We start from the raw sequence: 26,681 nt of genomic DNA, 5'->3' as shown, positions 1-26,681 counted from the left end.
CATGGATAAGACTTATTCTCCTCAAGCAATAGAGAAATTTCGTTACCAAGAATGGGAAAATCGGCATTTTTTCCAGCCGCAAGGTGACGGTCCAGCTTACTGTATTATGTTGCCGCCACCTAACGTGACAGGCAGTCTACATATGGGCCATGGTTTTCAACATACCTTAATGGATATTTTAATTCGCTATCACCGGATGCAGGGTGATAAAACATTATGGCAACCTGGTACAGACCATGCTGGTATTTCTACTCAACTTGTGGTTGAACGTCAATTAGAAAACCAAGGCTTATCCCGTAAGGAAATGACAAGAGAGCAATTCCTTGAGTATGTTTGGCGCTGGAAAGAAGAGTCAGGCCACCAAATTACTTCACAAATGCGACGAATCGGTTCCTCAGTTGATTGGCAGCGTGAACGCTTTACTATGGATGAAGGTCTTTCAGCCGCCGTCCAAAAAGTGTTTGTTCAACTGTATGATGAGGGTTTAATTTATCGTGGGACACGTTTAGTTAATTGGGATCCTAAGCTAGGTACTGCTGTTTCAGATTTGGAAGTTATCTCTCAAGAAGAAGATGGTTTTTTATGGCATATTCGTTATCCAATCGTTAATTCGGATGATTATTTGATCGTCGCCACCACCCGGCCTGAGACAATGCTAGGGGATGTAGCGATTGCTGTACATCCAGAAGATGAGCGTTATCAACATTTAATTGGCAAGCATGTTAATCTTCCTCTTTGCAATCGGCAAATACCTATTATAGCTGATACTTATGTTGATAAAGAATTTGGAACGGGCTGCGTTAAAATTACACCTGCTCATGATTTTAATGATCATGAAATTGGTAAACGCCACAATCTTCCTGCTATTAATATTCTTACTAAAAAAGGGGCTATTAGTAAAAATGCGCCTATTAAATATCAGGGGATGGATAGGTTTATTGCGCGAGAGCAAATCATTAAAGATTTAACAGACCTTAAGTTACTTGTTAAAACTGAACCACATAAATTGAAAGTCCCGCGTGGGGAAAAATCAAATGTTATTATCGAGCCACTACTAACGGACCAATGGTATGTAAAAACAAAGCCCTTAGCTGAACCTGCTATTGAAGTAGTTAGAAAAGGGGAAATTCGCTTTATTCCAGAAAATTGGACTAAAACTTATTTTCAATGGATGGAAAACATCGAAGATTGGTGTATTAGTCGTCAACTTTGGTGGGGACATCGGATTCCAGCTTGGTATGATAACCATGGGCATATTTATGTCGGTTATAGTGAAAAAGATGTTCGTTTTAAATATTCACTTGATGATTCTCTGCCCTTAAAACAAGATGAAGATGTTTTAGACACCTGGTTTTCCTCAGCACTGTGGCCTTTTTCAACGTTAGGTTGGCCGGCACGCACACCTGAGCTTGAGCAATTTTATCCTACATCAGTTTTGGTAACCGGATTTGATATTATTTTTTTCTGGGTAGCTCGTATGATTATGATGGGTTTAAAATTTACGGGCAAAATTCCTTTTAAAGAAGTATTAATTACGGGCTTAATTCGCGATAGTGAAGGGCATAAAATGTCTAAATCAAAAGGAAATGTATTAGATCCTCTAGACATTGTTGATGGTATTGATATTGATAGTTTAGTCGCTAAACGTACTTCTAATATGATGCTACCTTCTTTAAAGGAGAAGATTGTTAAAGCTACCCGAAAGGAATTTCCAGAAGGAATTCCTGCTTTTGGTACCGATGCATTACGCTTTACTTTCTGTTCCCTTGCCTCGTTTGGCCGTAATGTACGCTTTGATTTAAATCGTGTTGAAGGCTACCGTAATTTTTGTAACAAATTATGGAATGCCGCTCGTTATGTTTTACTTCAAACCGAAGAACAAATCGATTTAGAAGATGGCGCCTTTCAGTATAGTCTTGCGGATCAATGGATTTTATCTTCTTTACAACATACTATAGCAAGTTGCCGCCACTATCTTGCCACTTATCGTTTTGATTTATTAGCACATACCCTCTATGAGTTTGTTTGGCATGAATACTGTGATTGGTATTTAGAATTGTCTAAGCCTATTCTTTATGATGCACAAGCTCTAGGACCGATGAAACGTGGTACGCGTAGAACGTTAATTCATGTGTTAGATCAACTATTAAAATTATTACACCCTATTATGCCTTTTATCACAGAAGAAATATGGCAGCGTACAAGTAAGCTTACCAGTCAAAATGGTGAAAGTATTATGCTTAGTCCTTATCCCCAGGTTAATGAACAGCTCATTAATAAGAATTTAGAAAGTGAAATGGCCTGGATTAAGGATATTATTCAATCTGTGCGTACTATCCGCAGCGAAATGAGCATTTCCCCAGCTAAGTTAATTATGCTGCAAGTTAAAAATGCATCCTCTCTAGAAAAAGAGCGTTTTAAGAATTATCAGATCATCCTTATGGCATTAGGTAAACTAGCCAACATTCACTTTTTAGAGGACGATGAAGAAGCTCCTGTTTCAGCTTCAGCTGTAGTAGGAGAACTTGAATTATTAATTCCTATGGCAGGGCTTATCAATAAAGATGCAGAATTGAATCGCTTAAATAAAGAGCTCGCCAAACTTGATAAAGATATCACTTTAGCACAAGGCAAGCTTAATAATTCTAAATTCACAGATAAAGCTCCTACGGAAATCATTACTAAGGAAAAAGAAAAATTGGCGCAAGCAGAACTTGCTAAAGAAAAACTATTAAAGCACAAAATTACAATTGAGAAACTTTAACCAAATTTGGTAAATAGTATTTGATTCTACTAAGGATATTCTCTTATAAATATTGCTTTTATATGTCATCTAATGGGCAGATAAGACAATTTTAGTGCTGCACACGCCCTGCAAAGGGCATATCTATTTATAAACTTACCTCTTAAAATTTAAGTAGGCTAATTTTATCTATTAAGAACCTCCTTTTTGAATAGACTTTACTAAATTATCAAATAAATGTTTTCGCTCGATCGCCTTTTTACAAAGCGCCTATCGATTCAAAATGCTATTAATACTTTCTTAATCTTTAAGGTGTAAAATAATTATACTTTTAGTAAATTTATTGAATATTATGAGAGCTAAAGACCAATTATTTTTCCCAAAGGTAGAAATTACTTCACTTGAAGAACAAAAGCTAGCTGATTTAGAAGAAATCAGAAAGATTTGTGATGCTCAGCTTCAATATAACAAAAATTTATTTCTTTATCTTATTCAAAGCGAAAATAATGAAGAAGTATTTGAAGTCATTGTTTCCATGTACTTGAGTTTATCCACTTTACCTCAAGCGCAAAGTCTCCCCAAACCGGAACATTTCAAACCTTTAAAAACCAGTGCTATCCAGGGATTAAAGACAGATATACAAGATTATAATCAGTTTGCAGAGCACTTATCCAAGGGTCAAATTGATGAGCTTTATTTATGTATGTATTACAAAGCTCAGGGTATGCATGCGGACATTTTCACATCGAATCCTAGAGGCATTGAATTAATGCTCAGCCACTTCTATAAGGAAAAAGACTTAGCTAAACAACTTAGAAAAAAGCTTTATGCTAAACAATCACCTGCCATAGATGAATATCATGTGCTCAAAAAAATGATCGAGTTGTTGGAACCTTACGTTAGTCCTGCCTGTCTTAAGTATAAAGACGAGATCAAATATACCTCTTTTGCAGGCACACAAGACCTCGGGCGACTTGACTCTAAGCCAATAAATTTAGAAGGTACTACTTATCGAAGAGCAATGCAATTCTTAAACGAAAATCCTAATAGTTCTATTAATTCTGAACTTAAACTATTACTACAAGAATATGAAGAAGCTTACCGTGAATTTCTAGAGTTTAACCAAAATCAGGTGAGTACAAACCTGCTAAATACTTATTTAGCTACGTTTAAATATTTGAAACCGAAATATGAAGCAGAGGCTAAAATAAATAAACTGTTAAAATCAGCAAATGATCAGATGAAAACCTTAGAAATTACATCGTTTGCAGAAGAAAAGACTCAACCAGAACTTCCACCAGAGGTTGAACCTCATTTATCAGTGAATCCAGCTAAACCAGAATCAAGTCGAGCATCTGCTGTTATCAGTGAAGCTATAGAAGAAGAAGCTATAGAAGAAAAAGTGCAAGAAGAAGATAACACACTTAAAAATAATATTGCTATACCCATGGATGATAATGATGGCGCTGATAACAACGCAGAAAAAGACAAAGAAATTGTAGATAGAGAGAAAATTGATGTAAAAGCAGAAGAGGAAAGTTCAGAAGAAGTTGATTCAGCTTGTGAAAAAAAAGAAATTGAACAAGAAACAATTGACTATACAGATAAGATGTATACTCAATATTATAAGAAAAAAGATAAAGAGATTAATAAAAACAAACATGTTAAAGGTCCAGTTAAGGATCCAAGCCCTGTTGAAACTAAACATAATATACTAAAGCTTGATGAAGATGATCAGGCTACTCTCTTGAAAGTGTTTAGTGATAAGCCCGAAGATTCTAATTCAATTACTTTAAGAGAGCTTATGCATCTTACGATTAGTGGGTTTAAAGGTAAGTTTAAAAAACCGCAAGGTGGATCAAATACTTGTAAGCTGGAGATAAAAAATATTTATGCTCATTTACTCGTACCCAAAGAAGCAATTGATAAAACCTATGGATCAGCAAGTTTATCATGGCATGGTAAAGGACTAGGGAGAAACCGTAGTAACAAAAGTGCTAAAGGATTACCACCATATGTGATTCCGCAATTTCGAGAGGCTTGTAAGAATGCCGGTTATACGCCAGAAAATTTAGGCCTTGTTACAACCAATAACTCTACAAATTCTCAAGGTAAGGGCTGCATTGGATAACAGATAGATAAACTATTTCATTAAGTCTTATATGGAATTTATAAGAAAATTCGCCTAATAAATATAACTAGGTAGTGCATTAAATTTACGGCATTTCGCCAAGGAGAAATTCATATGAGCATTGAGCTGAATCACACCATTATTCAAGCGAAGAATGCCAGAATATCTGCTCAATTTTTAGCGGATATTTTAGGTCTTCCTGCCCCTACGACCTTTGATCCTTTTGTTGTTGTCAAAACAAATAACGAGGTAAGCTTAGACTTTAAAACAACAGCAGATAAAATTCATTCTCGCCATTTTGCATTTCTTGTCAGTGAGTCAGAATTTGATGAAATTTTTAATCGAATTACTCAATATCAACTAAATTATTGGGCGGATCCAGGGCGCACCAAACCACAGCAAATTAATTATAATGATGGTGGCCGCGGCTGCTATTTTTTAGATCCAGATGGACATTTACTCGAGATCATTACTCGCCCATATGGAAGTTCTAGATGATATAAACAACTATCTAATACTAGGAATTAAATCTTAAGTAACTTTCATGTTTGCAAGCTTAACTTATAAAAATGGCTACTTATTTATAGTAGACTTTAGATCTGGAAAATTGTTACAAGCAATGAGGTAACTATCTCATTGCTTGTTTATTTCATACATAAGTAGAAGTTTTTTGAGTTAAGCTAAACCGCTAAGGCATATCATCCGTATGATTCTTTTTCATATTAGGTTTATCTTCAAAAGATAAGTTCTCATTATGAATTTGTTTTTTAAGCTCTTCCATTCGACCCAGTTTAAAAAATATTTCAGCTGTTAAATATAAAGGTGCAATGAGCGCTTGCCAAAAATTATCAACCAAAGCTGGGCGCTTATCTTCCATAAAATGGCCAATCAGCTGTAAGACCCAACCTAAAATAAAGAAAATGATAAACATCCATAAAGCGCCGTTTGTAGGCCCAGCCCAACTTACTAAATCAGCAACCCAGACCATAAGAATAAAAATTGGTACTAATATAAGGCCCAAACGCCAATTTAAAATTATATAATAAATAAGAATAAGAACTGTAAGGATATCAGAAACTCTGATATCCATAACCCTAGGCACCACTATGTGAAAGAAACCAAAAAAGATCATTAATGAAAAAATGATAAGTGGTATACCTATAAGATGCGTATAAAAGGTAACCGGCTTTTGATGGTATTCAGAGTAAAATTGAGCTTGTTCAATAAATGACTTCATTTTTTTCATCCTGAAATTAAGAATCGTTGTCCGTCTTAAATTATAATATTTATAAAATATTATATTAAGCTAGTTGTCATTGATTAACTATAAGCAAGGAAACAGAATTTTTCTATACTGAATAGTTTAAAGAATTATTTTTAAGATTTCCTTAAGAATTCTATGTTAAAAAATTGGCAGGTTAAAATACTAAAGAAAGTAATGGAATTTTTAGATATTGCAGAAAAAATCATTCCTGGCTATTCTCTTTTATCCTCCAATGAACAACATACTTTCCAGGCTAGCCCTACTGGACAAGCTTTTGTTACCCTAATTGAGGAAATTAAGGAAGATATAACTCGTCTTCAGCATTCTGTAAACCTGTTTAGTTTGCTTTTTTCATCAGTAGAAATAGAAAGAGAACAATTATCTAATACAATTAAAGATCATATCACCACATTTAAAATAAGCACGCAAGAAGATGAAGCATATCAATTAATAAAGGATAAATGTGATTTTCTTTTGTTAGCAGAAGACTTTCCTAAATTAAACCTGGTGGAAGAAACAAAACGGCAACAGCTTACTAGTCAATTTTATTCGCAAGCCTATCTCCATCTTAAGATTCACTTAGAAAAATTACTTAACGAAGCTAGAGAAGAATTCAATAAAATCCCTAATTGGCAGAATCAAGCTAAAGTTAGAGAGCTAGAAAAGCAATATGCGGATGCTCAACAAACATGGCTTGCAAACTTTGATAATGATTTAGAATTAGCTGAGTTAAGAAATAATATAAATTTGGTAGAAATTAGGGAACATCTCATTCATCTAACGCAATACTTTCATTTATTGAATTATCGGCTTGACACAGCTAGCTTACAGACTGAATTGGATAAATTATTGGCTGCAATCAATTTATCCAATAAAACGCCAGAAGAAATAAATAAACTAGAAAAAAAGCAATTAAGTCATCTTATTTATTATTGCATGGAGCAAATAAGTCTACATGATTTGCAATTTATTAATCTTAAACAATTTAATCAAGAGCAAGCTAATTTAATGGCTGATGCTATTTTACACGCATTTAATAATCATTTAGAACTAACGATACATGAACCTTTACAACAATATCATCAAAGGCTAAAACAATATATTCAAGAACAATTACTATTAATTAATGGCCATCGGGAACAAGATAATTCTTCACCCATATCAGCCTTAAATTCTTTATCCTATTTACTTACTCATCCTATTGTTAATCAAGCCAATGAATTTTTACGTCGCCTTTCTGACGCCCATGCCTTTATTCAAGCAACAGGCTTTGCTACACAAAATGAAAGCTCATTTTTAGCTATTTTTGACTTCTACAATTACAATCGCGTTGCCGGACAAGTCGCCGAAGCGAAATCAATATTAACCAGCTTATTTAATCCTTTTTTACCCCTTTACACAGAGTACAAGGATATTGCCTTACATGAAAAAAGTATTTTCTGGAAGTTATATCGTACTATCATGCCAGTTATTATTGCAGTTAGTTTCATTGTCCTAGTAGCTACTTTATTATCACCCTTGGGATTACCTGAATTAGCCTTTGCTGCAGTTTTTATACCTGCTTTATTTATTGGCTTGGCAATAGCGACTAAGTATGTTCAAGTAAAAGATAAAGTCTATAATGGGCTGCGGGAATATTATTATGGTGGCTCTTATGAAATACCTGAATTCAAGATCAATGAGCGTATGTTAGCTTCATTTGGCGATCATGATAAAGCCAAAATAGTCAGGAACTACTATATAGAAGCAATTAAATCGTGTATTGAGTTAGATAAATTTTATCAATCTAATAAGGAAAAGGGAACTTTAACTACCCAAGAGTTAGAAGAACAAAAAGACAATGCTGCGAAATTAAATCTTTTATATCTAGAATGGTACGATATTCATAGTAATAATGAGCTAAGTTACACAGCCACGCCTAGTATCATCTTAAATCGATTAAAAAATGAAAGTAAGAAAGAATATCAAGCGTTAAAAGACACTTTTAATCAAGAACTGGATGAAATTAACGCTGCTGTTGATGAAACGGTAAATGATTTAGAGAAAACTTTAGATCCTAAAAAGCCAATAACTTCAGAAAAAGAAGCGCTTAATCAATCGCCGCCAACGCTGCAAATTCATTATACTCCTAGACTATTTAAACCGCGCTGCTTAGCATACAAGCTAAAAGCACAAGAATATGCAAGCCTTGCTGAATTAATTCAACCTAAAATAAACTAATCAATTTTAGTTACGATGATTTGCTTAATAGAATTAAATAACACTTTTAATAGTTTTATTCTAAAATCTACTTAGCAAATTTAGGAGCGAACGTGAAATATCTACATACCATGGTTAGAGTCACTGACTTAGAAGCCTCACTTGATTTTTATTGCCATAAACTTGGCCTAGTCGAGGTAAAACGAATAGAGAATCAACAAGGTCAATTTACTTTAGTGTTTTTAGCCGCCCCAGGCGATCTAAGCCAAGCTGAATTGTCACAAGGCCCTCTGCTTGAGTTAACTTACAATTGGGATAATCAAACTTACTCTGAAGGCCGTAACTTTGGGCATCTTGCTTATTGCGTAGATAATGTTTATGAAACCTGTCAGCGTTTACAGGAGGCAGGCGTGGTAATTAATAGACCACCTCGTGATGGTTATATGGCATTTATACGCTCTCCAGATAATATTTCTATTGAATTATTACAAAAAGGCAAACCACTACCACAACAAGAACCCTGGATATCTGCGCCTAATATTGGACACTGGTAATTTACAGAATTAAACGCTTATCAATGATATTGCTCAATATTAGAAATATACTGTTTTAGATTTTCAACTCCTGGTTGATAGAAATATTTGGATTCAACTATTTTTTCATTTAACTGGGTATCTGATAGATTTTCAATATGAATTTGACTAAGTGGGTGGTGAGCAAGGTATAAACAGGTTAATAGCGCCTTTTTTTTCTGGGTAGGAAATTGCCTAATTTCATTAAAAAATTTAATTTCTTCATGTGTAGGCTTTAAATCTTGCATGATAGCTGAGATGGATAGAAAACCTGCAGAAGGATCTTGATAACTTTTTTTCGGGGTTAGAGTTCTAAAAAGTTCACTACTTTCTCTACTTAACCGCTCTATTTCTCTAAGTTTTTTAAGGCCCCAAGGTGTAAAAAATTGCAGCTCGCATAATTTGAAATCTTCATGCTTTAGATAATCTAGCAACATATAAATAAGTTTTTTGATATCTTCATGCAACTTGAAAATCCTAATATTCTTTTGCTTTTGATAAAGAAGGTAATAATCTTTCGTGCTTGCATAATGATAACGGGTGCTTATTACGTCAACCGCATTACCTTTCAATGTTTGAATTACTTTAGTTATGAATTTTAAATCCAGGTTGCTATGCGGATGCTTTTCTTTATTGCTTAGAATATCTTTAAGATTTTTAAATAACTTTTTTAAATCATGACTATGATTTAGTAACTTTTCTAATTTATTAGATTTGGGACGCTCAAGATATTCACAGCCGTTACTGATATGATTGAGAAGATGTTTTATAGTCAGCTTTAATGAGAATTCAATCATACAAACATACATGTTAAGAAGAGGATAAACTAAATTGTCATATTCATGACCTACTTGTTTATCTAGTGTCATTTTTTGGATAATGATATCCGCTGCTATTTTAAATCCTTTTATTAAAGAATAATCTTGCGCTAAGGAATATTCTTCTACCTTGTCATAAGGATAGCTAACAATAGAGTTTTGTTCATTTAAATGCCCTTCATAAAAGTACTTAGACAAATTACTCTCTCTTATTTTCCTATGTCTTTAAGTAAATTATAGCCTTGGTTTATTAAGGAGCTCATGGAACTTCAGTAAATATTCTTAGTAGTTCTGACTGCCACTTACTTGTGTTTAATCCTTAGCAAACTGAGCGATTTTCCTCATATCCTCTTTATGTAAAAATAAATTATCTTGATTGTTTATATTTAAGTAGAGTGCAGTTTTTAATACTGAATTAAACGCGTTTCCCCAAATTAACCAAATTAGGCCAAGAACAGCAACTTCATAATATAAAATTCTCTTAAAGATCTCATCATAACTTTGTGGCATCACATAGGAAGCGAAATAAACAGGAAGAATCAAGGGCGCAAGATATAAACCTAATAGCATAAAAATTTTAGCGCGAAAAATGGCCGTTTTTGCAAATTGTTGGCTGGCTTTTGTGAACGCTTCGCTTGGTGTTAAGTTTTCAAGGATAATATAAGGCATCGTTAAAAAAACACAAATATCCCAGCTAGCTTTAGCGGTTGAGAAAATTAATTTACTACTCTTTCCTACCTGTAACAAGGATAAAATAAACCCTGCACAAGTAAAAAATATTCCCCAAGATAATAACGCTTTCCACTGGACCCAGCACTGATATAATGCTTTTCTAAATAAAACATCTTTTCCTAATAAATTAAAACTTGCCTTATAAACAAATAAGGCACTTGCAAGCGTGTTAACTACAATAATAAAGAGAATCAATATTAGAAACGTTGCTAATTGCAAATACCAATAATTTTGCGGGATATTAATATATTGTTGTTCTACCGAATTTATCCACTTAAGTTCATACTCTATTAATATTATTCCTAACAATGTCAAAAAGAACGACACTAAGGAAATTACAATAAATCCTTTATAATTAATAAAAAGGCTTAATACTTGTCTAAGCAAGCGGACTGTCACTGTTAACATCGTAAAATTATGGATTGGTCATGAGTATATTTGCTTATATTATAGCCATTAATTTAATTACTCTAAATTCTTAGACCAGACAAACTACCTCAAGAATTAGCTATTTTAGCGATATACTGTTCGTATCGGATATAAGTTTCTTGAAAAACCTGCGGCAAAATTACCTATTACGTACTTCTTCATTTCATCAACATCGCCACGGCCATTCCAATCCCAAGTTATTGAAAAATAGCCTTCCTATGTATAGCACCAACCTGCTGATTCTTGTTGGCAATCATTTTTCCATTGAATATCGCGTAATGATTTAAATGGTTCTAATGCTTTGCTCACATTCCAGGCATTATGTGAGATTGATTAATCATATGAATATAATTTGTTGCATAACGTTTCTTAAATTAAATATTTAAAATGTTATATTATCATGACATTAGCTTATGGATGTATACTAAAAGTATGCCAGAAAAAATCAGCTCTAGGTAATTCCAATTTATATGTGCTTTCTTATTTAAATTTTAATATTCGAATATTCTTGAAACAGATCAATTAATTGTTGTGCTGAAGGACCAATTTCTTGCGGATTATGATGAACTAAATATAAAGGGTAAGTTCTAATGTTATCCTGTTTTAAATAAAGCGGTTTAATAGGTAAATTTCTATTTTCTACTAGTTGTTTGGGTAACCATGAAAATCCAATACCATGCGCTACACACTGGATTTTCATTTCCATTGAACTTACTTTCCAATGAAATTCTGATCCTAGCCAACCTTCATTTCTTTGATTTTTTATACCAGAATCTTGAGCAATGATATAACGCTCATTATAGAGATCCTCTAACGTAAGTTCTTTTTGATGTAAGGGACTGTCAATATGGGCATAAGGAATAGATTCAATATCCATAAGCTTATCGCCTAGATACCCTTCTGGAATTTTTGAAATAATAGCTATTTCAGCTTCGCCATTCGTTAAAAGTTCACTTGGTCCTGATAAAAGGCCATGTTTTAAGATAATCCGGGTTTGGGTATTACTTAAGCCAAACTGGTGCAATATTTTCAATAATATTTTAGGTGGAAATATTTCATCAACAGCTAAACGCAAAATTTTTTCATAATTAGATTTAAAATTATGGGCTGTATTTTCAATATTTTTAGCTAAGCGTGTGAGTTGCTTAGACATATTTAAAATTTGTATACCTTGTTCAGTTAAAACTGCTTTGCGTCCTTGTAAGTCCATTACCTGTATGCCTAAGGACTCTTGTAATTTCATTAATGCATAGCTAATGCTAGATTGACTTTTATGTAGCTTCTGGGCTGCTTTAGCAAAACTTTTTTCTTCTACGATAGTTTGTAATACCCGCCATTGTTCTAGTGTTACTTTGGCCATCTATATCCCAGATATATCTAAAAAACTGATTAATTAAAGCTAAAATTTGCGCTTTTTTATTGATTTATACCACTTATAATCAGATTTGTTAATTAATAAGGAGATAAAATGAAAAAAGTAGCTGCTATTTTTTTATTGATAGTTTTCGCTATTCATGCCAAAGCAAACTTTGCAGGACTTAGTCCACAAGAAATAAATAAAGAGGTCGTGACCCAATTTTATCAAAAAGCACTTAATGAAAAAGATTTCCCTGCTGCTGAAGTCTATATGGGGCCATGGTATATACAACATAATCCTTTAGCCAAAGATGGCATAGAAGGCTTTAAACAATACATTGACTATCTAAAACAAACTTACCCTCAATCACACAGTGAAATTAAACGTATTCTGGCAGAAGGTGATTATGTCATTTTACATGTCCACTCCATTAAAGAGCCAGGCACAAAAGGACAAGCCATTGTTGATATTTTTCGTCTAGAAAACAATAAAATTGTTGAACATTGGGATGTAATCCAGACGATTCCTGAAGAATCAGCTAATAGTAACGGGATGTTTTAGCTAGACCTGATTTGACAGACCTCCTTCTTTAAAAAATGGGTACTGTCAGATCTTGTCACCTATGTCAGAGTTATATGAACATTGGGCCATAGAAGCATAGAATTTTTTAGAATTACAATCAGTCTTAACTTAAGTAAGCAAACTACTCAATACCAAATCGAGCAACAAGGTAAGTAAAAAAATTTATAATAAACTTATGTCATTGAATAAACTAGGCTTTTTTTATCCCACATACCCTTCTCTCAATCCATAGTGTTAACATAAGCGTAGATAAAATAGCTAGTAAAACGCCATACATATGCCAGTTTTGTCCTACTATTTTTAAAGCGTCGGGTGTATGGAAGATAGAAAAAGGAATTGCTAATAAAACATCAATAATGGCTGAACCTGCAACTAAGCCGCAAGCAATTAAAGTACCTTTCTGTCTACGTTCTGTCTTTTGCTCGCTAGTGAGTGATTTCTTTTTCTCAAGGCGCGCTCGCACATACATTGCTATCATACCACCTAAAAATAAAGGAAATGAGGAAGAAATTGGTAAATACATTCCAATTGCTACACCTAAAATAGATAACCTTATATAACGATTTAAGTTAAATAATTTAATACAGATTAATAACAACACAATGATAGCTGCGCCAAAAAACATCATAGTCCAGGGCAATGTATTACGGAAAACGGCTTCGGTAATAGCAGCCATTAAAGCTGCGGTTGGCGCTGGAAGAGTCTGGCTTATATCCATACCTTCATGTGGCATAACACCAGCAATACCATAGACATTAAAGAGTAATTGCATCACTGGCGGAATCACGAGTGATGAAACGACAACGCCGAGTAAAAGCATCACTTGCTGTCGCCAAGGGGTCGCACCAACTAACTGGCCTACTTTAAGATCTTGAGTGTTGTCATTAGCAATGGCTGCAATTCCCGTAACAACAGAGCCAATAATAATGGTAATTGCTTCAGCTGCTTTAACTTGATTATTCGTCAAAGGTAGTGGCAAAAATTTATTAATAATGGTTAATAACATCCAAGCTGCAAATAACATTCCGGCAATCACTACCGAACTACCTGGACTTGCCGTCACGCCTACCATACCCGATAAATAACCGGTTATTACTGAAAATAAAAATCCAATAACTAACACATAAATGACAGCAGTAAAAACTAAAGTGGGCGCAAAATCTCCATCAAGACCGGTCGCTTCAATGGGGAAAATATATTGGAAAAATAGAAATAATAAGGTTGCCATGAAGGCTATACCACTTAAAATAAAGGGTATTGGAATGTCTTTATCGGTGCGTGGTACTTGTGTTGCCCAGTTACGTTTAGAAGTAAAAGCGGTTAAAGATTGAGTAATACTCTTTGCCAATGGCCTAACAAGTAATAGAAATGTCCAAGTTCCAGCAAATAACATAGCGCCTATGCCTAAATAGCGCATTTCACTATCCCAAAGCAGTGTAGCCGCCTGATTTAGTTGATAATGGGATAAAAAATCTGGATAAAACTGACTTACAATAGGTAAAGCAATTAGCCAAGAGATAATAGCACCTAGAAAAATACTAATGGCCATATCATGGCCTATCAAATAACCTGCTCCTATCATTGTCGCTGAGAAGCCAGCACCAAATCCGAAAATAGAGCGCTTAATAACAAACCAAAAATTAAAACTACTGGCAATGACTTTAAATCCCATCTGCAAAAGCTCAATTAATCCGCCAACAGCACCACCTAAAAAAATTTCTTTAACTCCTACCCTCTCACTAGACGATTTTAAAACCTCAGCAATTGCTCTTCCTTCAGGAAAGCGCAGCGCTGGTTCATGAACTAAAATACGACGAAGTGGAATAGAAAATAAAACACCCAGAATGCCCCCACTTGCTGCAATAAAGAAATTGGTTAGATAGTCAAAACTTTGCCAATAATGAATAATGATTAGGGCAGGAATAGTATAGACTATTCCTCCTGCAACGGCCTCTCCTGCAGAGGCAGCTGTTTGCACAGCGTTATTTTCTAAGATAGTCGAATCTTTAAATAACCGTAAAATACCCATTGAAATAATAGCGGCAGGAATTGATGCAGAGGTCAAAATACCTAATTTTAAAGCAAGATAGGAGTTTGACATAGCAAGCAAAACGGTCAATATAACGGCCAATACAATACTACGTACAGTGAGTTCTGCTACCTTTTTTTCGTCACGGACCTCTGAAACAGAATTTATCATGCATTGCCCCAAATTAATTTTCTCATTTCAGGGCGCAGTGACGCTAATGAAGAGAGGGGAATAATGATTGTCTGTGGGCCATAAACATAAGCAGCAACTTGGTAAGTATCAAATACAATGGCTAAACCTTTCTCGCTAAAATTCCAATTTCTATAATTTTTATTTATCGCTTGCGTACCTTCAGTGATCCATTTCTCATCTAAGTCTTTGTTTTTAAGTAGCTGACTTCGGCAGTAATTCGCAATCTCTTCTAAGTATTTACTATTAGGTTTAAAAATATCCTGCAAGCTAATTTCTTTACCATCAATAAAATTAAACGTTTTTACACTATTATTTGGGTGAGCCGCGCCCCGAGAATAAGTTGAAATATTAAATAACAAACTGACAACACGTGGATTTTGGTACACTATCTTATAATCGATATACAAACTGTCTTTTCCAGGCAGATTAGTAGTAAAGGGGCTAGACCCGGACATATCCTGGGCGTTCTTAGTTTTTGTTATAAAGGTTTTTATAACTTGGTTTATTTGGCTTTCTTTAAATCCTTGGGGATATTTAAGATCTAAAATAAATGTTTTAGTTTCTTTTTTTACAGTGACTGTTTTAGGTTGTGCCCAAATACTATTAGTAAAAGCAACTATGAAACTTAAGATGACAATGCGCAATAGATACATACTTATTTCTCCTGTGTTTTACTAATAATTAATCCACTTTCCGGCAATCATGGTTTCATGAGGAAGTGAATAGCCAAAATGATAACATAACTCTGCTTGATCTTTGAGCGGCCAGCGTATGAGATCGGCAGCTAACCCTGGCTTAATAGCGCCTGTCTCTTGCGCAATACCCAGAGCTTTAGCAGCATTGATGGTTACTCCGGATAAGACCTCTTCTACTGTTAAGCCAAAAAATTGGCAAGCCATATTCATCATTAAAAGCAAAGATGTTGTGGGAGATGAGCCAGGATTACAATCTGTTGCAATGGCCATATCAATTTTCAACTGACGTAATAGAGCAATGGGAGGCAATTTTGTAGTGCGTAAAAAATAGAAAGCACCCGGAAGTAGTACAGCAACACTGCCCCTGTCTGACATCGCTCTAGCACCCGCTTCATCTAAATATTCTAAATGATCACAAGACAAAGCGCCCATAGAAGCAGCGAGTCTACTTGCACCAAGATTAGATAATTGTTCAGCATGACATTTAATAGGAAGCTTTAAGTCATTGGCTACTAAAAAGATTTGTTCTGTTTGTTTTAAAGAAAAAGCAATCGCCTCACAAAATACATCGACCGCATCAGCTAAACCTAGCTCAGCAATTGCAGGTAACATTTCTTGACAAAGGTGATCTACATAACTTTGAGTTTTATTTGAAAATTCAGGCGGTATGGCATGTGCACCTAGAAATGTCGTTTTCACGCGCATTCCGCTTGGCTTAGCAAGTTCGCGGGCAACTGTAAGCATTTTAATCTCATTGGCTAAATCTAGGCCATAACCTGATTTAATCTCAACTGTGGTGACTCCTTCTGCACGCAAAGCTAATAAGCGAGGCAGTGATTGCGCAATTAATTCATCCTTAGTTGCTGCTCGAACTTGCCTAACCGTAGATAAAATACCGCCACCTGCTTTCGCAATATCGCTATAAGTAGCACCTTCTAAACGCTGTTTAAATTCATGGGCTCGATTACCTGAATAAACTAAATGAGTATGACAGTCAATTAATCCTGGCGTAATGAGTTTACCCTGACAATTTTCTTTAATAGGTGCTGCAATAGGCGGTAAAATTTTTTCCTCACCACACCAAAAAATCTTATCGTTTTTAATTGCAATAGCTTGCTGCTTATTTAGCTGACCATTCGTGTTAAGTGTTGTTGCATTAAGGAGAAGTCTATCGCATGTGAGCATAAACTATTCCCAATTTGGCACAATATGCGGCTTTTTTAGCCAAAATTGATGGTGATGAGTAGTATAGATATCCCATTCTTCAGCTCCATAGTCACTTTGATTAACCTCCAATAATAGCCAACTTAAAAAGAGTGCAACCGTTTCTGGTGAAACTAAACGATTTTGCTCCTTAAGTGCCTTAAAAAACTCAAGCTCTTTGTTATCCATAGAATGACTCTGACGAATTAAAGCCTGCATATCTGTATCAATAATCCCAGGCTTAACACTTGCAAAAGATACCGTTTTGCATTCTAACTGCCAACAGTGAGTTAACATCGCTAAGGCTGCTTTTGAAACACAGTATGCTGTCCAACCTACAACTGGAAAATAAGCTGCCCCAGAACCGATAGTAAGAACTCGTCCACCGTTAAGTTTCTTGATTAATAATTGTGTAAGAAATAAAGGAGCATTCAGATTCGTTGCTAACGTTTGTTGCCAAGCTTGCTCTGTAATTTGGGTGATAGGCGCAATAGGCTCAATAATTCCCGCATTATGAACTAAGCCTCTAATCGTTGATTTACTATTTAGTGCAGTTAGAATAACTTGCTGCCCTTCAGAGGTTGATACATCGGTACAGCATATAGAAATTAAAGGAGAGTAAGAAGCTGCCTCTTTTAACACTGGCTCGCGACGACCCACAATAAGTACTTCCTGCCCTTGCTCTGCCAATAAGTGTGCTAATGCACGACCAATACCACTGCCGCCACCCGTGATAATAAACACCCTGCCTCCCTCATACGCCCTGGCTTTAACTAAAATGGCTCTATTTTACCGAAATCATTTAACAAAGCTACACGTTATCTCGTAAAATACCCAAGCCGCGTCTCTTAAGTTTTTTCAGAATCGAAAATGAGAGAAATTGAGACAAAATGATTGCTTGATCGAGGAGAATAGCTAGTCCTATTGACGAGAGAAAGCAGCCATTTTGGCTAATTTATCTTATTTGCAGCCTGAAAATAACTCAAAAGACGCTGCCTAAGCGCTTATCTAAGATTTAAATTCAAGATAGACGAGTTATCTGAAGCGATTTTAGCAATTTCTTAAAGGGAGAGTTGGATGTTACTGGAGATTAATCATTATGAACCCCCAATAGCAACAATTTGGCAAGGACGTAAAGATAGTTTGCCTCATGAGCGTTTTTTTCAAGCAATAAAACCTTTTGATATTCGAATTCATTCACTTGCTGATATCCGTAGCCAAATTGTTTTCTTAGGTTTTAGTAGTGACGAAGGAATAAAACGCAATGAGGGCCGTCCAGGTGCTAAGACCGGACCAAACGTTTTAAGAGAACAACTTGGAAAACTTCCTTGGCACGCTAAAAAGCCCCTTTATGATTTAGGTAATATTGTCTGCAACGATGGAAAATTAGAAGTAGCCCAAAATGAATTTGCAAAAATAATTAATCAATGTCATCAACATCAGTGCAAGACCGTTGCTTTTGGAGGTGGCCATGAAATTGCTTGGGGACACTTTTTAGGCTTAAGTGAAAGATATAATAAACTTGGCATTATTAATTTTGATGCCCACTTCGATCTACGCCCAGTTAATGCCCAAAATCAAAGTACTTCTGGCACCCCATTTTATCAAATTAGCCAACTTTGCCAATCTAAGAATTTACCTTTTAGCTATTGCTGTTTAGGTATTCAGCCTCATGCTAATACGGAGAGTTTATTTAAACTAGCCAGTGATTATCAAGTTTCGTTTTTAACTGCTGAGCAAATTTATGAGCAAACAATTAAACAGCAAATTAAATTTTTGAATCAATTTATTAGTAAGCAAGATTTTCTTTATCTAAGTATTTGCCTGGATGTTTTTGCTGAGGCTTATGCACCCGGTGTAAGTGCACCACAGGCATTAGGTTTACTACCTTGGCAAGCATTACCCCTGTTGAAATACATCATACAAACTGGCAAAGTAGTGAGTATGGATATTGCTGAGCTTGCACCCCAATTAGATCGGGGCCAGAAAACAGCGCATTTGGCAGCAATGCTAATAGCAGAATTATTAGAATCTTAATTGCTTTTTTAAGCCATTGATGGCCATTTAGAATAAACTCTAATAAATTAAGTAAGTGAGCAGGTGAATACTGAATCTTGGTGAACAGTTGGATTTGAGAGCAGGTTGCGAGAAAAACTAATAAAAAAAGCGCAGCATAGCTGACTATGTGAGCATTTTTTTGTTAGTTTTTCTCGCAAGATGCGCCAAATACGGCTGTTCGGCGAGTAGGGCTGAATGATTACTAAATTAAAACTATTTATTAAAAGTCTAATGAAGTTTATAGTAGTTCCAAAAATTCATGCAAGGAGCATCTCGAATGAAAAAATCTATGTTGTTTAGCGGGCTATTAACTGTCTTAAGTAGTTCCATTTATGCTGAAAAGTCAGATTCCTTAGCTAACGCCACCCTAGATAATTATGCAAAAGCAGCAGCTAGTTCTGTGTCCCAACAAATTCAGCTTGCTAAGGCTGATACCTTCAAAGTAATGGCTGCAGCGACTACAGCGCCTAGCTCAACAACCACAACAACTACCCAAGAAGTCGTTGTACCAACAACCACAACGACACAACCTGCAACCACGACGACAACACAGCCTGCAGCTGTGACAACACAACCTGCTACTGTGACTACACAACCTGCAACTGTAACAACACAACCTGCTACTGTGACTACACAACCTGCAACTGTAACAACACAACCTGCTACTGTGACTACACCTTCTACAACGACTGTTATTACCAACCCTCCGCCCGCTACAACTACCAACACGACGACAACCGTACCCGCATCATCAACTACAGCGACATCCATGGCTCAACCCATGAATTGTACTTATCGTATCCCTCCTGAAACAACTCATATTGAACATTCAATTATCATGGAATGGGCGAATAATGCTACAAGGCAATCTTTTGATTTTGATCACGTCAACATTGCACAACAGTTAGCAAATCTAAGACCTTGTTATACTGATCAAGGTTGGCAAAGCTTTAATGAAGCGCTTAACAAATCAGGTAATTTAAGCGCAATAAGAACCCAAAAACTTATGGTAGCAAGCACTGTTGATGGCAATATTACTGTAACTGACCTTAAAGAAAACCAATGGCGGGCCAGTGTACCCTTACAAGTTGTTTATCAAAATGAAAAACAAAAGTTGACCCAGTTGCTTACTGTAGATTTAATTATAGGCCGTAAAGTAACAGGCGATCTCGGTATTATGCAAATGATTGCCTCACCTAGGCAAGCTGTTACCACAACACCCGCAACGACTACAACGACAACGATTAAAAAACCAACCACGGTTATAATAAAACAACCTGCAAGTGGGAATCCCTAACTTAAACTCTATTCTATTAAGGATCTTACCATTTACCGCAGTAGAACCTGCGGTTATTTAATTTCAGGATGATTATGCGTTATTCGATTATATCTCTTTTATGTTTAACTAGTCTCAATGCCAGTGCTAACGTGTTGCAATATTTTACCGGACTTAACTACAGTAACCCTGCTGAGCTCTTTAAAGTTAAAAAAAATGACCTTATCATTGGCGGAACAGTTATGTATGCTGATATAACATTCAAAGGACGGCAATTAAATTTAAATACCTTTGAAGAAGATGTTGGTATGAGTGATAGCAAACAAACGAGCTTATTACCTTATGGCCGTATTGCTACAAGGATTAATGATAAACTTGTTTTTGGTGTTGATGTTACAGAGCCCTTCCACTCCAACCTAAAATGGGGCGCTAATGCTGTCACGCGTTACGCGTCCACTGAAACACTCATGACTGATGTGGATGTAAGTCCTCGTGCTTCATTTAGCCTAAGTAAAAACTTATATATTGGTGGCGGATTAAATTTTAATTTTTTAAAAAATAATGAAGCAAACTGGGCACTGCCATCGGGTCCAACAACCTATGATACATTAATTAATCGTACATCGAGTTTCGGTTTAGGCGCCAATATTGGACTGTATTATATGTTTAATCAAACTAATTTTTTTGGCGCCGCTTATTATTCATCCATTAAACAAAAATCCGAGGGCGAGAGCTTGTTTTTAAATTTTGTTAGTACCAATCATAAATTTTACTTCCGCATGCCTGCAACCACTATTTTGTCCTATACACATTTATTTTCCAAAGAGTGGTTAATTAATTTACAAGCTTATCGCAGCGAATGGAATGCCAATCAATATGCTCGTGTACGTAATACAGCAGCTCAGCCTCCGTCACCAAAGGACTTTACTTTTACTATGAAGTATGATGAATCCTGGGCTTTTGTAGGGTTCCTTCGCCACCAAATTAGTGAAAAAACAGGCTTCGGTGTTTTAGGCGTTTTTGATGATGGTCCAGAACAAGATCAATATCGACCCATAAATTTCCCATCGGATAAACAATATTTATTTGGTTTTGTAGTAGATTATAAGGCAACATCCACAACCACACTCCAGCTTTTATATGGCCATGTTATTTCTAATACCATTATTGCTAATAGAATAACCCATGAAGGAAGAAGCCTCCCCTTTACAACAGGCAGAGTTCAAATTAATGCTGACGTCGTGGATTTAAGACTATCGGTTCAAGTTTAAAGGATTCTACTCTCTGCTTAAATCTTTAATCTTAATCCCGTATAAATACTTTCGCATTTTACGGGAGAATGTAAATTAATAATAGAGCAGGGATATGTCAATATCTTGGTGAAAGGTTGGATTTTCGTGCAAGATGCGCCAAATGCAGCCGTTCAGTGGTAGGGGCTGATCACTTACGTAGATTACCTGCTCTCATCAGCATAAGGAAGGACAGTAACCTGAGTACCAAGTGTCATAAATTCCTCATTTAACCATTTTGCAGCGCTAGGTAGGACACGAACACATCCATGGCTCGAATTCGCATAGGGTACTTCGTAAGCTGCATGAATTGTATAACCTTGATGAAAATACATACAATATGGCATCTTAGCACCGCCTGTGGTTTCTACCGGATATTCCCCAGAGAGACAATCAGCACCTCGCTTATTGTAAACCCGGAAAGTACCGGTCACAGTGCGACAAGATTGTCCTACATCTTCACAAAAATCTTTTCCGCCAGAAGCACTGCCTGTCATTACGCGATGACCTTCAGCATCATAAGCTGCCCACGCATAGGCCTTAGGGTCAAAAATAAACCGTTTCCTTCCTGTAGCCGGTATTTGTAATGGAAAATGTTCCCGCCCTCGCTTATCACGTAAATAATGTGTTGTCCTATGTACATAACCATTATCATCCGTAACTAACGTTGATTCATCATAATACTCAACGCAACTTGAAAGTCCAGCACAGGCAGCTAAGCTCACCCAAAACAACTTATTCATGATAATCTCCGCTACAGGATAAATGATTAAGACACCTTAGTGTAGAAGACCAAACTTTGTCCTACAATGATTCCTATTTACGGCATTAAAGATTAAGCACTTAATCGACGATATTTAATTCTTGCCGGCCTATTAGCATCATCCCCTAATCGTCTTTTTCTATCTGCTTCATAATCACTGTAATTACCTTCAATAAAAGTTACTTGGGAGTCCCCTTCAAAAGCCATAAGATGAGTGCAAATTCTATCTAAGAACCACCTATCATGAGAAACAACAATAACACAGCCAGGGAAATTTAATATAGCTTCTTCAAGCGATCGCAAGGTTTCAACATCTAAATCATTACTTGGCTCATCCAGTAATATGACATTAGCACCGCGCCTTAACAATTTTGCTAAATGCACACGGTTACGCTCACCGCCTGATAACTGCGACATTTTCTTTTGTTGATCAGCTCCTTTAAAATTAAAACGACTCACATAGGCTCGAGACGGCATTTGAAATGAACCTACCTGAATAATATCTTGTCCATCTGATATTTCTTGCCAAACTGTTTTATTGTCATCCAAATGATCACGGGTTTGATTAACGTAAGCCAGATCAACAGTTTCACCAATACGAATCTCGCCACTATCAGGCTTTTCCTGGCCTGTTAACATTTTAAGAAAAGTTGATTTACCAGCGCCATTAGGACCAATAATTCCTAATATGCCACCTTTAGGAAATTGAAAACTTAAATCTTCGATAAGTAAACGATCACCGAATGCTTTACGAATATGATGAGCTTCTATAACCAAATCACCTAAGCGTTCGCCTGGTGGAATGTAAAGTTCATTAGTTTCATTTCTTTTTTGAAATTCTTTTGAATTCATTTCTTCAAATCGAGCAAGTCGCGCTTTGTTTTTAGCATGACGACCCTTAGGTGAGGTACGAACCCACTCTAACTCAGCTTTAATTGCACGTTGATGAGCAGCTTGTTGCTTTTCTTCCATAGCAAGCCGTGCCTCTTTTTGCTCAAGCCAAGCAGTATAATTACCCTTATAAGGAATACCTTCGCCCCTATCTAGTTCAAGAATCCATTGTGCAGCATTATCAAGAAAATAACGATCGTGCGTTACAGCAACAACTGTACCGGGAAATTCTTCCAGATAACGCTCAAGCCAAGCAACGCTTTCAGCATCAAGATGGTTCGTAGGTTCGTCAAGTAATAACATATCTGGATTAGATAAAAGTAATCGGCAAAGTGCTACTCGCCGCAATTCACCACCTGATAAATGGCTTATTTTTGCATCCCAATCGGGTAGGCGCAACGCATCGGCAGCGACATTAAGTCTGCGCTCTAAATCCCAACCACCACAGGCTTCAATATCAGTTTGTAACTGCCCTTGCTTTTCAAGTAATGTTGTCATTTCTTCATCACTCATAGGTTCAGCAAAGCGCATACTGATTTCGTCAAATTCTTTTAACTTATTCTTTATTTCAGCAACGCCTTCTTCAACAACTTCACGAACAGTTTTAGTTGCATCTAACTTAGGTTCCTGGGCTAAGTAACCTATCTTAATACCTGGCTGTGGTCTTGCCTCACCATTAAATTGCTGATCAACGCCTGCCATTATTTTTAATAGAGTCGATTTTCCAGCACCATTTAAACCTAAGACACCAATTTTTGCCCCTGGATAAAAACTTAAAGAAATATCTTTAAGAATTACTCGCTGATTATCTACTACCTTACTGACTCGATTCATTGTGTAAATATATTGCGACATGAATACTCCATTCTTTAAAGAAATTGGTGCAGAACATAAACTAAAGTATGTTGTTATACAAGGCCTCACACACCTCTCGATGGGTTATTTAGAACAAGCATAACTTTTTACATCTACTTAGAAAATACAAATGAGTAACTTTCAACCCCACTGCCTACTGCTCTTTTCAATAAATTTTCAAAAGCATGCTTGGACTAATGAAACTAAGACCAATCTAATATGACTTTACCAGATTGACCTGAAGCCATAATTTGGAAAGCATCTTGATAGTCATCAAGGTGAAAACGGTGGGTAATAACAGGCGATATGTCTAGGCCACTTTGCAACATAGCAATCATTTTATACCATGTCTCAAACATCTCTCGCCCATAAATACCTTTAACAGTTAATCCTTTAAAGATAACCTGATTCCAATCGATAGGTGTTTCTTGAGGCGGAATACCTAACATGGCAATGTGGCCACCATGATTCATTGCTTTAACCATATCGTTTAATGCCATAGGATTACCCGACATTTCAAGACCAACATCAAACCCCTCTAACATACCTAGTTCTTTTGCCACTTCAGCAATTGATTGATATTTTATATTGATAGTACGAGTAGCACCCATTTGACGAGCTAGCTCTAAGCGATGGTCATTGACATCCGTAATAACCACATGACGAGCACCAATATGTTTAACAATCGCAACAGCCATAATACCAATAGGACCGGCACCTGTAATTAAAACATCTTCACCCACCACATCAAACGCCAGTGCACAGTGCGTAGCATTACCAAAAGGATCAAGAATGGAGGCTTGTTCATCAGTGATATTATCAGGGAGCGCCAAAACATTAGTTGCAGGTAGTGCTAGGTATTCACCAAAACAACCTGGCCGGTTTACTCCAACACCTAGAGTATTACGACAAAGATGGCGCTTACCAGCACGACAATTCCTACATATACCGCAGGTAATGTGGCCTTCACCAGAAACGCGCTGTCCTATTTCTAGCCCTTTTACTTCACGGCCAAGCGCAACAATTTCACCATAGAATTCATGACCTACAGTCATGGGTACAGGAATAGTTGCTTGCGCCCAATCATCCCATGTGTAGATATGGATATCTGTACCACAAATGGCAGTTTTATGAATTTTAATTAAAACATCATTTACGCCATACTCAGGAACCGGCACATCCTGCATCCAAATTCCAGGTTCACGTTTAGCTTTTACTAATGATTTCATGAGCCTCCTAAGTATCGTTAAAACTTTTGGGAAAATTTATAAATCGCTTATTATTCGTACAGCAAACAAGCGCTTATACCCTTACTTAATCACATTGAGTAATTTTCCTACCTTGGAGAATGCTCCTAACGCTTGGTCTAAATGTTCTAATTCATGAGCTGCTGACATTTGAGTTCGAATCCGTGCTTTTCCTTTAGGGACAACTGGATAAGAAAATCCAACCACGTAGACGCCTTCTTGTAATAAAAGCTCAGCCATCTTCGCTGCCAGACTTGCATCACCAAGCATAACAGGAATAATTGGGTGTTCACCTGGAACTAAATTAAATCCAAGTTCAGTCATACCCTTACGGAAATAGTCACTATTACGCTTTAGTTTTAATAATAATTCGTTAGAATTTTCTAATAAATCAAGAACAGCAATGGATGTCTCTGCAATAACAGGCGCTAACGTATTAGAAAATAGATAGGGTCGAGAACGCTGACGTAACCAGTCAATAACAAGAGAATGACTTGCTGTATAACCACCTGAAGCCCCACCTAATGCTTTACCTAAAGTACCTGTAATAATATCGACTCTGTCTGAGACACCACAATATTCCGGCGTACCTCGACCTGTTTCGCCCATAAAGCCGACAGCGTGAGAATCATCAACCATAACCATTGCATCATATTTATCAGCTAATTCACAAATAGCGGGTAAGTTAGCAATGATACCGTCCATTGAAAAAACGCCATCAGTGGCAATTAAGCGAAAACGAGCATCTTTTGCAGCAATTAATTGTGCTTCCAGATCACGCATGTCATTGTTAGCATAACGAAAACGAGCTGCTTTACATAAACGAACGCCATCAATAATACTGGCATGATTTAAAGCATCGCTAATAATGGCATCTTCAGGACCTAATAATGTTTCAAATAAACCCGTATTGGCATCAAAACAAGAGGAGTAAAGAATGGCATCTTCTTTATTCAAAAAACGACTTATCTTATTTTCTAGCTCTTTATGAGGCGTTTGAGTTCCACAGATAAAGCGAACAGACGCCATGCCATAGCCATATTTTTGTAATGCCTCTTGCCCTTTATGAATTAAATTTAAATGATTGGCTAGTCCTAAGTAATTGTTAGCGCATAAATTAATCACTATTTCATCTTGAACTTGAACTTTTGCTTGTTGTTGGCTAGTAATGACTCGCTCATTCTTATATAAGCCTTCATTTTTAAGACTATTTAACTCACCTTGCAAGTGGTCCAGAAATCGCTCTTGCATCGCGCGCTCCTAATGAAATCAAAAATTGCCGTAATAATAACAAATTTTACACAGCTGCACTATTAAATGATAAATCGTTTACAAATCTTTTATGAATCAATCGCA

The 26,681-nt window shown here is 36.2% G+C and carries 21 protein-coding genes; 9 read left to right on the top strand and 12 right to left on the bottom strand.

What is annotated here, in order from left to right:
• The first annotated feature begins 1 nt into the window (after window position 1).
• The 3 genes from ACQUW5_RS07340 to ACQUW5_RS07330 all read left to right on the top strand — a co-directional run bounded on the left by ACQUW5_RS07340 (window position 2) and on the right by ACQUW5_RS07330 (window position 5,372).
• Window positions 2-2,764 carry a valine--tRNA ligase gene (locus ACQUW5_RS07340; RefSeq protein WP_444990580.1) on the top strand — a complete coding sequence of 921 codons (2,763 nt, stop codon included), beginning with the start codon at window positions 2-4 and terminating at the stop codon, window positions 2,762-2,764.
• Window positions 2,765-3,095: 331 nt separating this feature from the next.
• Window positions 3,096-4,874, top strand: coding sequence for a hypothetical protein (locus ACQUW5_RS07335; RefSeq protein WP_444990579.1), 1,779 nt, complete (start codon window positions 3,096-3,098; stop codon window positions 4,872-4,874).
• Between the two features lie 114 nt (window positions 4,875-4,988).
• Entirely contained in the window at window positions 4,989-5,372 is a 384-nt protein-coding gene (locus ACQUW5_RS07330; protein WP_444990578.1) for a VOC family protein, read from the top strand.
• Window positions 5,373-5,562: 190 nt separating this feature from the next.
• Here ACQUW5_RS07330 and ACQUW5_RS07325 read toward each other — a convergent pair whose 3' ends face one another.
• The gene (locus tag ACQUW5_RS07325) at window positions 5,563-6,111 is read right to left on the bottom strand and encodes an Mpo1 family 2-hydroxy fatty acid dioxygenase (protein ID WP_444990577.1); all 549 of its coding nucleotides are present in this window, start codon (window positions 6,109-6,111) and stop codon (window positions 5,563-5,565) included.
• Between the two features lie 162 nt (window positions 6,112-6,273).
• Here ACQUW5_RS07325 and ACQUW5_RS07320 point away from each other — a divergent pair, with 162 nt between their 5' ends.
• Complete coding sequence (locus ACQUW5_RS07320) at window positions 6,274-8,358, top strand: hypothetical protein (protein ID WP_444990575.1); 2,085 nt, start codon at window positions 6,274-6,276, stop codon at window positions 8,356-8,358.
• A gap of 92 nt (window positions 8,359-8,450) precedes the next feature.
• Entirely contained in the window at window positions 8,451-8,891 is a 441-nt protein-coding gene (locus ACQUW5_RS07315; protein WP_444990574.1) for a VOC family protein, read from the top strand.
• A gap of 20 nt (window positions 8,892-8,911) precedes the next feature.
• Here the strand turns inward: ACQUW5_RS07315 and ACQUW5_RS07310 are convergent, their stop codons facing one another.
• The 3 genes from ACQUW5_RS07310 to ACQUW5_RS07300 all read right to left on the bottom strand — a co-directional run bounded on the left by ACQUW5_RS07310 (window position 8,912) and on the right by ACQUW5_RS07300 (window position 12,248).
• Window positions 8,912-9,925 carry a hypothetical protein gene (locus ACQUW5_RS07310; protein ID WP_444990573.1) on the bottom strand — a complete coding sequence of 338 codons (1,014 nt, stop codon included), beginning with the start codon at window positions 9,923-9,925 and terminating at the stop codon, window positions 8,912-8,914.
• A gap of 114 nt (window positions 9,926-10,039) precedes the next feature.
• Complete coding sequence (locus tag ACQUW5_RS07305; RefSeq protein WP_444990572.1) at window positions 10,040-10,774, bottom strand: hypothetical protein; 735 nt, start codon at window positions 10,772-10,774, stop codon at window positions 10,040-10,042.
• Window positions 10,775-11,372: 598 nt separating this feature from the next.
• Window positions 11,373-12,248 carry a LysR family transcriptional regulator gene (locus ACQUW5_RS07300; protein ID WP_444990571.1) on the bottom strand — a complete coding sequence of 292 codons (876 nt, stop codon included), beginning with the start codon at window positions 12,246-12,248 and terminating at the stop codon, window positions 11,373-11,375.
• Window positions 12,249-12,356: 108 nt separating this feature from the next.
• On the opposite strand from ACQUW5_RS07300, the gene ACQUW5_RS07295 reads away from it, so the two are divergent.
• The gene (locus tag ACQUW5_RS07295) at window positions 12,357-12,806 is read left to right on the top strand and encodes a nuclear transport factor 2 family protein (RefSeq protein WP_444990570.1); all 450 of its coding nucleotides are present in this window, start codon (window positions 12,357-12,359) and stop codon (window positions 12,804-12,806) included.
• 211 nt (window positions 12,807-13,017) lie between these two features.
• Here ACQUW5_RS07295 and ACQUW5_RS07290 read toward each other — a convergent pair whose 3' ends face one another.
• The 4 genes from ACQUW5_RS07290 to ACQUW5_RS07275 are packed head-to-tail and all read right to left on the bottom strand — an operon-like array spanning window position 13,018 to window position 17,690.
• Entirely contained in the window at window positions 13,018-15,027 is a 2,010-nt protein-coding gene (locus ACQUW5_RS07290; RefSeq protein ID WP_444990569.1) for an OPT family oligopeptide transporter, read from the bottom strand.
• On the bottom strand, window positions 15,024-15,701 hold the full coding sequence (locus tag ACQUW5_RS07285) for a DUF3298 and DUF4163 domain-containing protein (protein ID WP_444990568.1): 678 nt from the start codon (window positions 15,699-15,701) through the stop codon (window positions 15,024-15,026). Before ACQUW5_RS07285 ends, ACQUW5_RS07290 begins: the two co-directional genes overlap by 4 nt.
• Before the next feature lie 21 nt (window positions 15,702-15,722).
• Complete coding sequence (hutI, locus tag ACQUW5_RS07280) at window positions 15,723-16,928, bottom strand: imidazolonepropionase (protein WP_444990567.1); 1,206 nt, start codon at window positions 16,926-16,928, stop codon at window positions 15,723-15,725.
• A gap of 3 nt (window positions 16,929-16,931) precedes the next feature.
• Window positions 16,932-17,690, bottom strand: a complete 759-nt coding sequence (locus tag ACQUW5_RS07275) for an SDR family NAD(P)-dependent oxidoreductase (RefSeq protein WP_444990566.1) — start codon at window positions 17,688-17,690, stop codon at window positions 16,932-16,934.
• Between the two features lie 333 nt (window positions 17,691-18,023).
• Here ACQUW5_RS07275 and hutG point away from each other — a divergent pair, with 333 nt between their 5' ends.
• The 3 genes from hutG to ACQUW5_RS07260 all read left to right on the top strand — a co-directional run bounded on the left by hutG (window position 18,024) and on the right by ACQUW5_RS07260 (window position 21,551).
• Window positions 18,024-18,983, top strand: a complete 960-nt coding sequence (gene hutG / locus ACQUW5_RS07270; RefSeq protein WP_444990565.1) for a formimidoylglutamase — start codon at window positions 18,024-18,026, stop codon at window positions 18,981-18,983.
• A gap of 298 nt (window positions 18,984-19,281) precedes the next feature.
• Window positions 19,282-20,301, top strand: coding sequence for a DotI/IcmL family type IV secretion protein (locus tag ACQUW5_RS07265; protein WP_444990564.1), 1,020 nt, complete (start codon window positions 19,282-19,284; stop codon window positions 20,299-20,301).
• Window positions 20,302-20,375: 74 nt separating this feature from the next.
• Window positions 20,376-21,551 (top strand): OmpP1/FadL family transporter, encoded by a 1,176-nt coding sequence (locus ACQUW5_RS07260; RefSeq protein ID WP_444990563.1) that lies wholly within the window; start codon window positions 20,376-20,378, stop codon window positions 21,549-21,551.
• Between the two features lie 182 nt (window positions 21,552-21,733).
• Here ACQUW5_RS07260 and ACQUW5_RS07255 read toward each other — a convergent pair whose 3' ends face one another.
• The 4 genes from ACQUW5_RS07255 to ACQUW5_RS07240 form a co-directional block, all read right to left on the bottom strand.
• The gene (locus tag ACQUW5_RS07255) at window positions 21,734-22,312 is read right to left on the bottom strand and encodes a L,D-transpeptidase (RefSeq protein ID WP_444990562.1); all 579 of its coding nucleotides are present in this window, start codon (window positions 22,310-22,312) and stop codon (window positions 21,734-21,736) included.
• Window positions 22,313-22,404: 92 nt separating this feature from the next.
• Window positions 22,405-24,078, bottom strand: a complete 1,674-nt coding sequence (gene ettA, locus ACQUW5_RS07250) for an energy-dependent translational throttle protein EttA (protein ID WP_444990561.1) — start codon at window positions 24,076-24,078, stop codon at window positions 22,405-22,407.
• A gap of 203 nt (window positions 24,079-24,281) precedes the next feature.
• Window positions 24,282-25,307, bottom strand: a complete 1,026-nt coding sequence (gene tdh, locus ACQUW5_RS07245) for an L-threonine 3-dehydrogenase (protein ID WP_444990560.1) — start codon at window positions 25,305-25,307, stop codon at window positions 24,282-24,284.
• 81 nt (window positions 25,308-25,388) lie between these two features.
• Window positions 25,389-26,576 carry a glycine C-acetyltransferase gene (locus ACQUW5_RS07240; protein WP_444990559.1) on the bottom strand — a complete coding sequence of 396 codons (1,188 nt, stop codon included), beginning with the start codon at window positions 26,574-26,576 and terminating at the stop codon, window positions 25,389-25,391.
• Window positions 26,577-26,681 lie beyond the last annotated feature (105 nt).

This window comes from Legionella pelazae (assembly GCF_052527395.1).
The sequence above is the reverse complement of the archived record's forward strand: the minus strand, read 5'-3'. Positions and strand labels throughout refer to the sequence as shown.